Source organism: Acinetobacter lwoffii, from assembly GCF_052078135.1.
In the GTDB taxonomy this organism is placed as follows: domain Bacteria; phylum Pseudomonadota; class Gammaproteobacteria; order Pseudomonadales; family Moraxellaceae; genus Acinetobacter; species Acinetobacter lwoffii_Z.
The window spans coordinates 22,084-35,870 of record NZ_JBQGUZ010000015.1 but is presented as its reverse complement, the minus strand read 5'-3'; the positions used below and the strand labels follow the sequence as shown (position 1 = coordinate 35,870).

The window sequence follows — 13,787 nt, the reverse complement described above, 5'->3', positions numbered from 1 at the left end:
AAATCTATTAAACACATGATTTAACATCTATTTTTTCTCTGAATATGACTCGAGCAGCGCCAAAAAAACCACACTACAAGACGATAAAACTTCCTCAAGCGAATGCTTAAAACCGCTCATCACCCAACGAATAGCAATTTGGGTGACATAGCCATTCAAACCGGTCGAAACCAGGGAAATTTCCTGCTCACTGCGATTTAATTGCGGCATCATCAACATGACAAAGGCATGAATCATGCGGTCGAAACGTGACATGGTTTCATGAATAGTGGCCTGATTATGCAGTTCCTGCACCAGCATGGCATCAATATAAATGATCCTGGCCATACGTGGATTGTCACGCAGGGTAGTGAGCAAAGCGGTCAGACCCGCCTCGATCATTTTTTTTGGATCGGTGGAGGCCTGCATCATGGCCTGCATCACATTCTGTTGCAGTTCATCAATCAGTTTTAAGAAAATGGTCTGAAACAGATGCTCGCTTTTCTTGAAAGATTCATAAAAATAGCGCTCGGTTAGTTTGGCTTCATTGCAGATATCTTTGACGGTAACTGAAAAAAAACCATAACTGCCATAGGCTTCAATTCCGGCTTCGATCAGTTTTTCACGACGTGCCTGCTGTCGTTCAGCCATCGACAGGCCTTTAAACTGACGTTCCTTGGTTTTGGAGGGTCGTGATTTTGCTACTGAGTCGATCGAATCGGTCATAAGGCCTGTGTGCTCATCTGCATGAAGATTTTGAATATCTTAGCAATAAATTTCGCTTAGACCTATATAGAAATGCTCCCCTGAAATTTGGCTTCTAAGGACATGGGATAATTATTGACAATCTATATTGTCAAAACTATATTGAGGATCTGTGCTAGCTCCTGAAACAACAGAACAAGATCCTGCTGTCATGGAATGGCAGTTCTTTACATAAGGAAATTGAATGAAAAATTTTAAAAATAAAGTCGCTGCGATTACCGGTGCAGGTTCGGGTATTGGCCAGCAACTGGCAATATTACTGGCCCAGCAGGGTTGTCACTTGGCGCTGAGTGATATCAATGAACAAGGTCTGGCACAAACGCTTGAATTGCTCAAAGAGAGTGATGTTCGTGTGACTATCCAGAAAGTGAATGTGGCTGAACTGGAACAGGTGCGTAACTGGGCGGCACAGGTCGAACAGGATCATAGCAGTGTCAATATGATCTTTAACAATGCCGGCGTTGCACTAGGCTCAACCGTTGAAGGGGCGTCTTATGAAGAACTGGAATGGATTGTCGGAATCAATTTCTGGGGCGTGGTTTACGGAACCAAAGAATTTCTACCACTGATCAAGAAAACTGGCGATGGGCATGTCATCAATATTTCCAGCCTGTTTGGTTTAACGGCTCAACCGACCCAGTCTGCTTATAATGCGACCAAGTTTGCGGTACGTGGTTTTACTGAATCCTTGCGTCAGGAACTGGATCTAGAAAATTGTGGCGTGAGTGCGCTCTGTGTGCATCCGGGGGGTATCCGTACCAATATTGCCAATGCGGCAAAAATGAATAACAGCCTGCTGACTTTAGGTATGAATCCGGAAAAATCAGCCCGTAATTTTAATAAATTATTGCGTTGTCCACCTGCAGAAGCTGCCCGTCAAATTCTGGAGGCGGTACAAAAAGACAAACGCCGTCTACTGATCGGTAATGATGCCAAAGCGATTGACCTGATTCAGCGGATCTTGCCAACCGGTTATCAGCATGTCACTGCACTGGCGACCCAGTTTGGCAAAAAGAAGAAAAAATCTGCTTAAGAAATTGTAAAACAGACCCGCGAAAGCGGGTTTTTTTATCGCTGTGATAGGGGCTAATTTTTTGCAAATGAGAGTATTAACTCCTGTAATGCTTTAGGCACGTAAAAAAACCTGCATCTAAATCAACGCTTCAACCGTTTTTTTCTTCCAGACCAACTGGTAATACAGTCCCTGCAAAATACACAGGCTGACAAAGGCCAACGCGTAGGCATACCAGATACCTTCCAGACCCCACCACTGGCTAAACAGATAAGCGGCGGGAACTTCAATACAGAGAATGGCAAAAATGTTGATTAACATTGGCACGGTCACCGTACCACTCGAGCGCATGATTGAAGCAAAAATGGCACTGGCGCCAAAAAACAGTATTGACCACAGCACAATAAACAGCAGTTGTTGTCCTAGTACTACAACCTTAGGATCGGTAATAAATAGCGCCATCAGATATTTGGAGAACAGATAGGCCAGAATCACCAGACCGCCGGTAAACAGGATATTCATACTCAGCGCAGTCCGGGTAACTTTATTGAGCAGATCTGATTTACCTGCACCAATCGCTTGAGCACCAAATACAGACGCGGCAATCGCAATCGACAAAGCGGGAAATTGAATATAATTTAAGACCTGATTGACCGCGCCATAGGCCGCTGTTGCTTCTGCACCATAGCGGTTGACCAGTCCGACAATCACCAGTCCGGCAACTGAAGTGGTGACCATTTGCACACCAGTAGGAACCCCCAGTTTCAAGATCATTCTGCTTAACTGTGGTTGATGACGAATATTTTTTAATAAGGCCCAGTCGAGTTTGAGCGGATGCTGCCTATAATTCAAATACAGGATTAAAAACAACAGGACCGCCAGATTTCCCAGAATGGTGGCAATCGCCGGCGAGATTATACCCATTTTAGGAAAGCCAAAATAACCTGCAATCAGTACCGGTGTCACCACCAACCCGACCCCAATGGTAAGTGCGGAAGCAAACAGGGGGGTGGTACTATCCCCAACACCGCGCAAGATGGAAGTATAAATAATATAGATAAAGATTAAGGGGCTACCCGCCAGCATCCATTGCACATAGGGCAAGGATAAATGCATCACATCCGGATCTGTGCCAAGCGCCAAGAGAATATTCTCAGCAAAAATTACCCCAAAAAGTGCAATCAAGCTGCCGCCAATCAAGGTCATAAATAAAGTTGAACCGACCACACAGCGCACTTTTTCTATATTTTTCCCGCCCCAAGCCTGGCCAATCAATACGGTAGAGCCGGCCGATAAACCAATCACAAAGGCCATCAGACAAAACAGGATCGGGAAAAAAACGGCAACAGCAGCAATCGCATTCACTCCGAGCATTTGTCCCACAAAAACCGTATTGATCGTGCCGGAGAGACTTTGCAGGATATTGGTCGCAATTAATGGCAACAGAAATACCAGAAAGGCTTTCCATAAATTCTGTTGATGAATCAGTGAGTGCTGTGCCATGCGACATCCTGTGATTGAATTATCATCTATTTGTTGATGCAGCTATTATTCGGCAGAATATAAGAAAAAGCCTTAGCTTTTAAGTAACTAAGGCATTTATTTTATGAGATTTTTAGTTAAAAAATGAGTTAAACCTTTGAAAGAATTTGACCTGCCTGGATCAAGGTTTGTTCTTTTTTTGCAAAGCAAAACCTGAGCAAGCGTAAATCTGTAGGAGGATGCTGGTAGAACGCAGAGACTGGAATCGCGACAATCCCATGTTGTTCTGCCAGAAAATGGCACATGGATAAATCATCGAGCTCAGGCCGAATCTCTGAATAATCTAAGTTCTGGAAATAAGTCCCTTGAGAAGGTGTCCATTTAAAGCGTGACGTTTCAATGGATGAGTTAAATAAATCCCGTTTGTTTTGATAGAAAGAGGACAGTTCAGGTATATGCTCAGGATGCAGTTGCATATATTCCGCCAAGGCAACCTGAACGGGCGTCACACCACAGAAACTGGCAAACTGATAAATCTGTCTGAACATTTTCATCAGTGCGGGTGCAGCAATACAAAATCCGGTTTTCCAGCCAGTGACATGGAAGGTTTTACCAAAAGAACCAATCACAAAACTCCGCTCACGAAGTTCTGGAAATGACCAGGCCGAATAGTGCTGAACGCCGTCAAAAACCAGATGTTCGTAGACTTCATCGGACAGCACCAAAATATTGCGCTCGCGAATCAGCTCGATCAGTTGCTGCCAGTCTGCCTTGGACCAGACACTACCACTCGGATTATGTGGAGTATTTACCACAATCATGCGGGTACGGTCATTAATGGTATCTTTGACCTGATTCCAGTCCACAGAAAAATCAGGATGCTGCAAAGCAATATGCACTGGCTTTGCCCCGACCAGTTGTACCGCAGGGCCATAACTGTCATAGCTCGGGTCGAAAATAATTACTTCTTCACCGGCGCGCACTGTGGCCTGAATGGCACAAAAAATCGCAATCGTGGCCCCAGGCGTAATCGTGATTTCCTCGAAAGGATCAATCATCAGTTGATCACGCTGCTGATAGAGATCTGCCACTAGACCTCGCAAGACTGGCAGACCATCTCCCGGAGCGTACTGGTTAAATCCATTCTGGCTAGCCCGGTTTAAAGCTTCAATCAAGGCAGGAGGCGCTGCAAAGTCTGGAAATCCTTGAGAAAGATTCAAGGCTCCGAGTTTTTGTGCCAAGGCCGACATGGTACTAAAAATGGTCACGCCCAAATCGGGTAATTTAGAAGGAAGTTCCAGCATGTCCTTGGCCTTGAAGAATGAGATCTGAATGAGTGTAGCAGCAAGTTCCGTATAGGATAATCGGAAAAATAGGGAATATTGAGCAATATTTTTAATTAAGATGTACCACATGCAATTTAAGATTTTTAATTGAAGGGCCATAAATTAAAGGCCTAATTATGTGAAATGCATCGTGAACTGGACGAAATGGATAACTTTTCCTAAAATCTGCCGCACAATAATAAAGCTTAAAATTATAACTATAAAATGCCAAAACCTATCCATATGCTGGTGGAGCAGCTCGGGCTTAAGCGACAGCATCGTGCGCTACATTTACAGTTTTCACATCCTCCTTTAAATCATCAGGTTTTGATTCAGCGTATTGAGGGTCAGCATCAGATCAATCAAGGCCTGCAGGCTGAACTGATCTGTCTTTCCACTCATGCTCATATTGCCTTGAAACAGTTTATCGGCTGTCGGGTGGCCATTGATCAGGTCACAGACCGGGGTGAACTTTTCCGGACTACGGGCATTATTACTGCAGCCAGTCAAGGGCAGAATGATGGAGCTTTGACCCTGTATAAACTGACGCTGAATGACGCGACTGCACTCTGGCAGAAGCGCCGTAACAGTCGGGTTTTTATGAACAAGACGGTGCGCGAGATCAGTGAAATCCTGTTCAGTGAATGGCAAAGCAGAAGTGCATTATTCGCGGCCAGTCTCAGCCTGGATTTGACAGGACTCAGCCGGGACTATGATGTCCGGCCTTTTGTGATGCAATCTAATGAATCGGATTATGATTTTCTGACCCGTTTATGGCGTAGCGAAGGAATTAACTGGCTGATCGATGAAAAGCAATTAACTGTGCCTGTATCAGCCAGCGAGATTCAAGCTCAGTTTTTAAAACTGGTAGATCATTCCCAATATTTTTCAGCTTTAAAACGCCGCTCCATCCGGTTTCATTGCAGTCATGCCACCGAACAGCTCGACACGCTGAACAGTCTGATTGCGGTACGTCAGCTCAATCCGAATAGTACCCAGACCCAGCGTTGGCATGCCCAGCAACTTGCCCAGGATCAAAGCCAGCCTTTATTCAGTAATCATCAGCAAAGTGATATCCATGCAAATGCCACTCTTCAGCTTGAAGATGCGTGGAACATCAGTCCGGCTTGGACCGGCGACTTAAATCATGAGGATCAGGTGACAGCATCTGGTATAGCCCAACTGGATCGACTCAATCAGCAGCTCAGTGACTATCATGCTTTGCAGTCTAAATATTTTAAAGCCAGTAGCAGCGTACGAGATGCTCAGGTTGGATACTGGTTTGAACTGCAACAGCATCCTGAAATTGATCAGCATCCTGCCCATCAACGTGAATTTCTGATTTTAGCTAAGCGGTTTTATAACCAGAACAATTTACCCAAAGATATCTTATCTCAGCTAGACAGTTTACTTGAGAAGAGCGGCTGGCAGATGACACAGGAGGAACGACAGGCCAATGAACTACAGATGGTGCGCCGTGAAATCCAGGTTGTTCCTGAGTACCACCCCTTCATTCATCGGCCTGCTGCATATCCGCAACGGGCTCGAGTGGTCGGACCTGAAGGTGAAACGATTCATGTCGATGCATGGGGGCGGGTGAAAGTTCGTTTTCTGTTTACCCGGAGTGAGGATCATCAGCATGATGGCGGCGCAGGTAGCAATGACAATGATAGCGATTCTGCTTGGGTGGATGTTTTGACCCCTTGGGCGGGTGAGGGTTATGGCATCAGGTTGCATCCGCGAATTGGCGAAATTGTAGTGATTGACTTCTTTGAAGGTGATATCGACCGGCCCTTTGTGGTGGGACGGATTCATGAAGCAGAACGGCATCCGACCATGTTTGATGCAAAAGGAGAACTTCCTGCGACCAAAAAACTCAGTGGCATCCGTTCTCAGGAGGTCGATGGGGATGGCTTTAACCAGTTGCGTTTCGATGATACCCCTGAACAGATTAGTGCGCAGCTGCAAAGTAGTCATGCAGCCAGTCAGCTCAATCTGGGAAATCTAAGCCATCCTAAAGAAAGTGAAAGCAGCGAAGGTCGAGGAGAAGGTTTTGAACTAAGGACAGACCAGTGGGGTGCCATACGTGCAGGAAAAGGCTTATTAATCTCCACTTATCGGCAAGATTCAGCAGCAGGCAATCACCTGGATGCGAGTCGTGCCAAAGAGCAGATTGAATCGAGTCTCGATCATAGTAAAGCCTTGAGTGATATTGCTGAACAACAGCAGAATGATCCGCTGCAATTTTTTGATAGTTTAAAACAGTTTCTGAGTCAGATTGAAGCTGAAGATCAAGCCAAGGCTGCCGCATTTAGACAGGCGGTGATGCTGTTAACCGCACCCCAATCGATTGCACTGAGCACAAATGAAAATATTCATTTATCCGCTGATCAGCAAATCAATCAGAGTGCCGGGAATAATATTCATTTATCCACACAGAAATCTTTAGTTGCTCATGCACAGGACAAGATCAGTTTATTTGCTGCTCAAGAGGGTGCGAGTCTCTATGCTGCTCAAGGAAAAATTGAACTACAAGCCCAAGATGATGCGATTGAAGCGATTGCCCGCAAGGTAATCAAGCTTATTTCGACTGAAGACAAGATCGAAATCACCAGTCCGAAAGAGATTGTACTGACCGCTGGAGGGTCTCAAATTAAGATCAATGGTGGTGGAGTGGTGGTCACAACTGGTGGGAAATTTGAGTGTAAGGCCGGGCAGCATCTGTTTACGAAAGGTCAAAATATTATTGAACAAAAAATAAATCTTCCAAAAATGAAAACATTATTCAGTAATAAAATTAACTATCAGTGGACTAACCAGTCTGCAGGAGAAAAAGAAATTTTTATTCTAAATAAGTTGGATGGGAACTTAATTAAAACTAAGAAGTCTGTATTAAATGAAAATAATCAATTAAGTACTTTAAGATTCTATACCTCTCAACCCACAGATTTCGTGGCTTTAGGATTTAATTCTTTACAAACTCATCTCATTCAAGACTTAGATAATGAAAGTATTGATGAACTATTGAATGAGATAGAAGAAAGGGATTTAGAGGATGATGTATATACTGAAGAGGATGTCGAATGATGAGCAATTTAGTTACCATAACATCAAAAATTTATGATGCTTCAGGAAAATATGTCATTAATTTAAAAGTTAAATCACGCTATAAAGGTTCATCGAGAGAAAACACAAATAAAACAGATAAAGATGGTTTATTTATATTTCAGGGTTCACCAAATCGAACTGTGGAAATTTTAGCTAAGCCACCCAATACGGAAAATTATATCGTTATTAAAACGATTGATTCTTCAATTATTTCTTCTAGAAAGAATCCTGTAAAAGTATCCTTGCCTAAAAGTATAGAGGAGTATCATAAAGAAAAAGTGATGCCTACTACAAAAGGTATAGTTACGACTTTATTTAAAATAATAGACTGCAATGAGAAAATATTAACGAGTTTCCCGGTAAAATCTCGCCCTAAAGGAAAACAAAGTTCATTTGAACATCATACTAATGAGCAGGGCATTGTAGAGGTGGTATCTTCACCTAATCGAGATATTGAAATTCTAGTTTTGACTTCAAATGATGAGTTTGCTCTAAAAGGTGCTGTTAACTCTAAGAATGGCTCTCAAATACCAAAAATAATTAAACTAGATGAACCCTATGAAAGCTTTAAAAGTGAATCAAATATCCAGATCGTAGATAGAGAGGGAAATAATTATATTGTTGAAAATACAAAAGTTGAAATATTCTATTTAGAAAGGGGGCGAAAGGAGATTATAAATACTTCTAATGGGAAATTTTCATTTCTAAGCATGATTGGGGAAAAAATACAGATCACGGTATTTAAACCTGATGGAACGCCTTTAAAATCTGAAAATTATCTAGCCAAAAGGATGAGAGAAAGTTTAATTAGATTAACCTTGGATGTGGATGTAATTAAGGGAGATACGGTAGAAGGTAAACCTAGTGTTGAGAAAAAAATTGATGAAAAAATTCTCATTACTATGGAGCAAATGAAAAAAATGTGGCCCGGAGTGTCCAGTGAGAAAATGCAACCTATCATGGATGAATTGAATAAAAACTTACAAACTTATAAATTAGATACACGATTAAGACAAGCACATTTTTTTGGACAAATTTTTGGTGAAATAGGAGTTAAATTTATTTTACGTGAAGATATATCAAATTATACAGCCAAGAATTTAATAGCTTTGTCTTCCTACTATAAAAAACGTCCAAAAGAAGCTGAAAAGGATGCAAAGTTATCACCTAAGAATTTAAAAATTAAGACTATTACGAATAAATGGTACATGGATAAAAATAGATCACCTAATTTAAGATTAGGAAATATTTATGAGGGGGATGGTTATAAATTCTTAGGAAGAGGTCTAAAACAAACTACTGGCAGATATAATTATTCAGTATTAACTGAGATGTATCCGAGAGTATGGCCTAATGATGGAAATCCAAATTTCACAGAAGATCCTCAATTACTTGAACAGTCAAAATATGCTGCTAGATCAGCAATAATATTTTGGTTAGATAAAAAATTATATCAAATTGCAGATAAGGGAGAGGATGAAAATCATATTGATAAAATTACAAGAGTGATTAATCTATATGCTCCAAATAAAGAACAAAGAAAATTATATTTTAAAAAGGCACGTAGGATTTTTATATAGGTAATTATATGGGTAAAATTATTTTTGGTTTTTTATTATGTATTTTTTCTACAATTTCTTTATCTTCAAATAATGATAAATGTAGTGGTTATCAAAAATATACTTTAAGTGTTTTTGAAAAAAATGATATAACTTTTTTATCTAAAAATTGTGTAATTGATCCTCAGACACAATATGTTAAAAATTTTTTTGAACTCCAAAAGGAAAAAATATTTATTAACAAGTTATATGGGAGAATTGGAAATGGTTCTGGTGTTGAATTAAAAGCTGTAAGTATTTATAGGAAGTCTAAAGAACCAATCTTGATTACCTTGTATACTGAAAACTACTGTTGTTATCCTCAACCTTCTGGAATTTTATATACTGTTGAATTGCACAAAATAACTAAGAAAGATAAAAAGATTGTTTTAAAGTCAATAACGAATATTTTAGGAGATAATTCTTCAGGATTAGAAGGAGTCTCAGATGATTATTTGCATTATGAATTAAAAAATATTTCTTTAATAAAAGAATGGTTAGATAAAAATTACTATTAACATTGGTGATAATATAACCTCAATTATGGATAAGGATTTTTTTTATAAATAAATATACCTTATCCATAGCTTATATTGATTTTATCGAGTTTTTAGAAGCAATTACTAAATAATTATAATTGCTTCTATATAGTATAGTTTACCTCTCCAAAACCTCTTCCAGCAACTCCTCACTCGGTGCAAAGTAATAGGCACCATCCAGAGGTGTTACAAAATGCAGCAGGCGGTCATGAATTCCATCACTAGATGTACCGAACATACGTTCTAACATAGCATCAATAATTTTCAGGTCTTTGGTATAGGCAATAAAGAATAGACCCTGGTCACCACGTCCGTCACCATAAGGCAGAGAATGGCGCAGGATTTCCATTTCTTCACCTTCTTCATCTTCCACTACAGTACGTGCTACGTGCGCATTTTCAGGTTTGACCTCATCATCCAATTCAATAGATTCAAGCTTGGTACGACCCATAACCTGTTCCTGAGTATCAACTTTTAGCTTTTTCCATTTTTCCAGGTTATGCGCGTAACGCTGGGCAAAAATAAATGAACCATCTTGGAAAATACCCCAATTTTCACCTAATAACGCGACTTCTGCACGATCATCCGGGAATTGCGGATTTTCAGTCCCATCAATAAAGCCAGTAATGTCACGACCATCAAAATATCGGAAGCAAACTCGCTCATCCAGCACCTGAACCTGGTCCTGAATGCCTTCAAAAAAAGCCTGACTGAGCGCAAAACAGATATCAGCACGGGCACTGGCAATATGGATTAAGATATCTGCTGGAACCACGGGCATTTCAAATGAACCCTGAATAGGTGCAAGCTGTTTAAATCCTGCAGGAGCTTGATCATAAAGTTTTGCCCACAGTTCAGGACCAAAAGCTACGCCTGTTTTAATTTGTGCTTGAGGGTGTTGCGTGATCAGCCGATCACGAGAAGTAAACAGATGTTCGAGTTGTTCTTTTAATTTTTCAATACTCAAATCTTTAAGACGTAACACAATAAAGCGAGCATGATCTGAAGGGAGTGGTAAGATTACCGATTGGGCTGTCATTCATGGCTCCTGTAAGGATAGATCCTGTTTTTTAATGTACATATTGTGCCTGAAGCCAGGCAGAGTGAATAGTGCAGTGCCTTATATTTAAGCAAGTTTTTAGCCTGATTTTATTGGAAAATTCATATAATATTGGGCAAGTTTTGCTGAGTTAAATATTCATGTCCTATCAAATGTGGTTTGCCTATATGTTGGCCTGCTGGGTGATTAGTGTCTCTCCGGGTGCTGGTGCAATTGCATCGATGTCGAGCGGACTGAATTATGGTTTTCGGCATGGTTACTGGAATGCGCTGGGTCTGCAACTGGCTTTACTGGTACAGATTGCAGTGGTTGCAGCAGGCGTGGGAGTTTTGTTTGCGACAACCCCATGGGCATTTTTAGTGGTGAAATGGTTTGGTGTCGGCTATTTATTGTATTTGGCTATTTTGCAATGGAAAGCACCTGTACAATCTATCGAAATTAAACATGAATTGGCGCGAAAATCGAGAGGGAAACTGGTACTGCATGGTTTCTTGGTTAATATCACTAATCCTAAAGCCATCGTATTTTTACTGGCCGTCTTGCCGCAATTTCTGGATTTGTCTAAGCCACAATGGATTCAGTATTTGATTATGGCTGCGACAATGGTGACGATTGATCTGATTGTGATGGCGGGTTATACCGGATTGGCTGCTAAAGTTTTAAGGCTGCTTAGATCGCCGAAACAACAAAAAGTCATGAACCGGACTTTTGCCGGGTTATTTGCCGGCGCTGCATTTTTATTGAGTTTGGTGCATCAATAAAGAGTCTTTGCTCTCTCCTTAAAGGAGAGAGGCGGAATAGATCATTAGAAAATCATAATGATTTAACAGAAAGATTAATTCAGCTTTTTAAACTTCTGCACACAGAAGATCAGTGCAAATAGCACCGCCATGGTCAGTACAATGGTTAAACCAGTCGAAGTATTGAGACCGGCACTCGACCATAGGCCCACGGTCACCCCAATTTGCGCAATCACGAATGCCCAGATCACCATTTGTTTGGGTGAGTGTGCAAGGAGTCGTGCGGTCAGGGCAGGGATCACCAGTAATGCCCCCATCAAGAGTGAACCGACTGCTTTCAGCGCAAGCACGGTAAACAATGCCAATAACAACATAAAGATCAGGCGTTGCCATTTGGCATTTACACCTTCACTGACCGCCATGTCCGGATCAATTGCGATTTGAATCTGCGCTTGCCAGCTTTTATAGAGGACGGCTAAGGCCAGAATAATCACAATGGCAAAGGTGGGTAAGTCCGCCCAAGAAATCGTAAGTAAATCACCAAATAGGTAGCTGAGAAGTTCCGGTCTTAAACTCGGTAAATGCTGAATGAATAATAATCCCGAGCAAAGCAGTGTTGCTGAACACAGCGCCAGCAAGGCATCATTGGGCAGGCGCGGATCATGCAGCACCCACAAAATCCCGACCAATAATAAGGCAATAAAAGTGACTCCCATCCAGAGAGGTACACTTAAAGCTCCAGCAATGGCAACACCGAGTAAAGTACCGTGTGCCATGGTGTCGGCAAAGAATGACATACGCCGCCAGAGCATGAGACAGCCCAGCGGTGCAGTCAGAAATACCAATAGCGTTCCCATGATCCATGCAGGTAAAAGGAGTTGTAACCAATCCATCATGGTTTAAGCTTCCGGCTCGGGGTGAATATGAGGACGCGAATCATGCTGACAGGGTGTGGCAGAATCACCATGTGCGCAATGATCATGATGATGCTGATAGAATACCCGGTTAGTACCAAAAATCGCCTGATATTCGGGATGTTGCTGCACGCTTTCCGGCAGCCCACTACAGCAGATATGCTTGTTCAAGCAGACCACACGAGTCGTACCTTGCATCACCCATTGCAGGTCATGTGAAACCATCAGTACGGCACACCCATATTTTTCCGGTAAGTTACGCACATATTCATACAGTTCAGCTTCGGACTGGATATCCAGACCCTGCATCGGTTCATCGAGAACTAAAATGTCCGGCTGACGTAATAAGGCGCGGGCCAATAGCACCCGCTGACGTTCGCCGCCAGACAACTGCTGAACTTTAGAATCTTGCAGTTTACTAATGCCGGTATCGCGGATAATTTCGGTTTTAATCTGGGATGGGCATTTTTCTAGCGCCAATAAATCTTTCACCCGGAGCGGCAAGCTATGTGAGGGATTGAATTTCTGTGGCACATAAGAGAATTTGAGTTTGCGCGCAGTTTTGATCTCACCTGATTGCGGTTTCAAAATGCCCAGCATGACTTTAATTAAGGTCGATTTACCAGCGCCATTGGGACCGATCAGTGTGACAATTTCTTTCTCTTGTAACGAGAAATCAATGGCTTTTAAGATATCGCGCTCATCGATCTTGACCCAGATCTTGGAGAGCTGAATCAGGGGAGAGGCACTTAAGCTTTGTTGCGGCACTGCTGACAAATTCCTGAAATTTCGATAATGCTGTGATGTGCCGTGAAGTCGTCCGAGCTGGCCAGTGCATCGAGTTGATCGAGCAAGCCCTGAGCCGACGCTTCTTTGACGGCTTTACATTCGGTACAGATTAAAAAAGCGGCCTGATGCCCTTCACGTGGATGGCAACAGGGAATATAGGCATTGATCGAGGTCAGGCGATGAATCAGCCCTTTGCTTAATAAAAAATCCAGAGTGCGATACACCGTTGGTGGTGCTGCAGGACGATCGCTGGCATTTTTCATTTGTGCCAGCAGATCATAGGCGCCCATCGGGCCATGCGCATTCAGAATGAGTTCCAGCACTTCTTTACGTAAAGGTGTAAGGCGTGCGCCGCTTGCTGCACAAAGACTTTCCGCTTCAGCAAGACGTTGTGCGACATTGGGATGGTCGTGCACGCCGTGCAATGCGTTGTGGTGTTCGTGCGAACAGGAACCCATAGTTCACCTCAAGTGCGA

At 42.2% G+C, this 13,787-nt stretch carries 12 protein-coding genes; 5 read left to right on the top strand and 7 right to left on the bottom strand.

What is annotated here, in order from left to right:
* Positions 1 to 27: 27 nt before the first annotated feature.
* A complete protein-coding gene (locus tag ACTL4S_RS10890) occupies positions 28 to 705 on the bottom strand; it encodes a TetR/AcrR family transcriptional regulator (RefSeq protein ID WP_180038374.1) in 678 nt (225 codons plus the stop codon).
* Between the two features lie 223 nt (positions 706 to 928).
* Here ACTL4S_RS10890 and ACTL4S_RS10885 point away from each other — a divergent pair, with 223 nt between their 5' ends.
* Complete coding sequence (locus ACTL4S_RS10885) at positions 929 to 1,777, top strand: SDR family NAD(P)-dependent oxidoreductase (RefSeq protein WP_441299341.1); 849 nt, start codon at positions 929 to 931, stop codon at positions 1,775 to 1,777.
* 117 nt (positions 1,778 to 1,894) lie between these two features.
* On the opposite strand, the gene ACTL4S_RS10880 is transcribed toward ACTL4S_RS10885, so the two are convergent.
* Both ACTL4S_RS10880 and ACTL4S_RS10875 read right to left on the bottom strand, forming a co-directional pair.
* Entirely contained in the window at positions 1,895 to 3,259 is a 1,365-nt protein-coding gene (locus ACTL4S_RS10880; RefSeq protein WP_441299340.1) for an MATE family efflux transporter, read from the bottom strand.
* Between the two features lie 128 nt (positions 3,260 to 3,387).
* Complete coding sequence (locus tag ACTL4S_RS10875; protein WP_441299371.1) at positions 3,388 to 4,542, bottom strand: methionine aminotransferase; 1,155 nt, start codon at positions 4,540 to 4,542, stop codon at positions 3,388 to 3,390.
* Between the two features lie 246 nt (positions 4,543 to 4,788).
* Here ACTL4S_RS10875 and ACTL4S_RS10870 point away from each other — a divergent pair, with 246 nt between their 5' ends.
* From ACTL4S_RS10870 to ACTL4S_RS10860, 3 genes are read left to right on the top strand one after another with little or no spacing between them, the layout of a single operon-like run.
* The gene (locus tag ACTL4S_RS10870) at positions 4,789 to 7,650 is read left to right on the top strand and encodes a type VI secretion system Vgr family protein (protein ID WP_441299339.1); all 2,862 of its coding nucleotides are present in this window, start codon (positions 4,789 to 4,791) and stop codon (positions 7,648 to 7,650) included.
* Positions 7,650 to 9,251: a glycoside hydrolase family 19 protein gene (locus ACTL4S_RS10865; protein WP_441299338.1), complete on the top strand. Its 1,602-nt coding sequence runs from the start codon at positions 7,650 to 7,652 to the stop codon at positions 9,249 to 9,251. The genes ACTL4S_RS10870 and ACTL4S_RS10865 overlap by 1 nt, the downstream gene beginning before the upstream one ends.
* 8 nt (positions 9,252 to 9,259) lie before the next feature.
* A complete protein-coding gene (locus ACTL4S_RS10860; protein ID WP_206687192.1) occupies positions 9,260 to 9,787 on the top strand; it encodes a hypothetical protein in 528 nt (175 codons plus the stop codon).
* Positions 9,788 to 9,926: 139 nt separating this feature from the next.
* Here the strand turns inward: ACTL4S_RS10860 and ACTL4S_RS10855 are convergent, their stop codons facing one another.
* A complete protein-coding gene (locus ACTL4S_RS10855; RefSeq protein WP_441299337.1) occupies positions 9,927 to 10,847 on the bottom strand; it encodes a Dyp-type peroxidase in 921 nt (306 codons plus the stop codon).
* 161 nt (positions 10,848 to 11,008) lie between these two features.
* Between ACTL4S_RS10855 and ACTL4S_RS10850 the strand changes: the two genes are divergently transcribed.
* Positions 11,009 to 11,629, top strand: a complete 621-nt coding sequence (locus tag ACTL4S_RS10850) for a LysE family transporter (RefSeq protein WP_004280977.1) — start codon at positions 11,009 to 11,011, stop codon at positions 11,627 to 11,629.
* Between the two features lie 74 nt (positions 11,630 to 11,703).
* Here ACTL4S_RS10850 and znuB read toward each other — a convergent pair whose 3' ends face one another.
* From znuB to ACTL4S_RS10835, 3 genes are read right to left on the bottom strand one after another with little or no spacing between them, the layout of a single operon-like run.
* On the bottom strand, positions 11,704 to 12,504 hold the full coding sequence (gene znuB, locus ACTL4S_RS10845; protein WP_441299336.1) for a zinc ABC transporter permease subunit ZnuB: 801 nt from the start codon (positions 12,502 to 12,504) through the stop codon (positions 11,704 to 11,706).
* A gap of 3 nt (positions 12,505 to 12,507) precedes the next feature.
* On the bottom strand, positions 12,508 to 13,290 hold the full coding sequence (gene znuC, locus ACTL4S_RS10840) for a zinc ABC transporter ATP-binding protein ZnuC (RefSeq protein ID WP_005105130.1): 783 nt from the start codon (positions 13,288 to 13,290) through the stop codon (positions 12,508 to 12,510).
* Complete coding sequence (locus ACTL4S_RS10835; RefSeq protein WP_004280980.1) at positions 13,272 to 13,769, bottom strand: transcriptional repressor; 498 nt, start codon at positions 13,767 to 13,769, stop codon at positions 13,272 to 13,274. Before ACTL4S_RS10835 ends, znuC begins: the two co-directional genes overlap by 19 nt.
* Between the last annotated feature and the right edge of the window lie 18 nt (positions 13,770 to 13,787).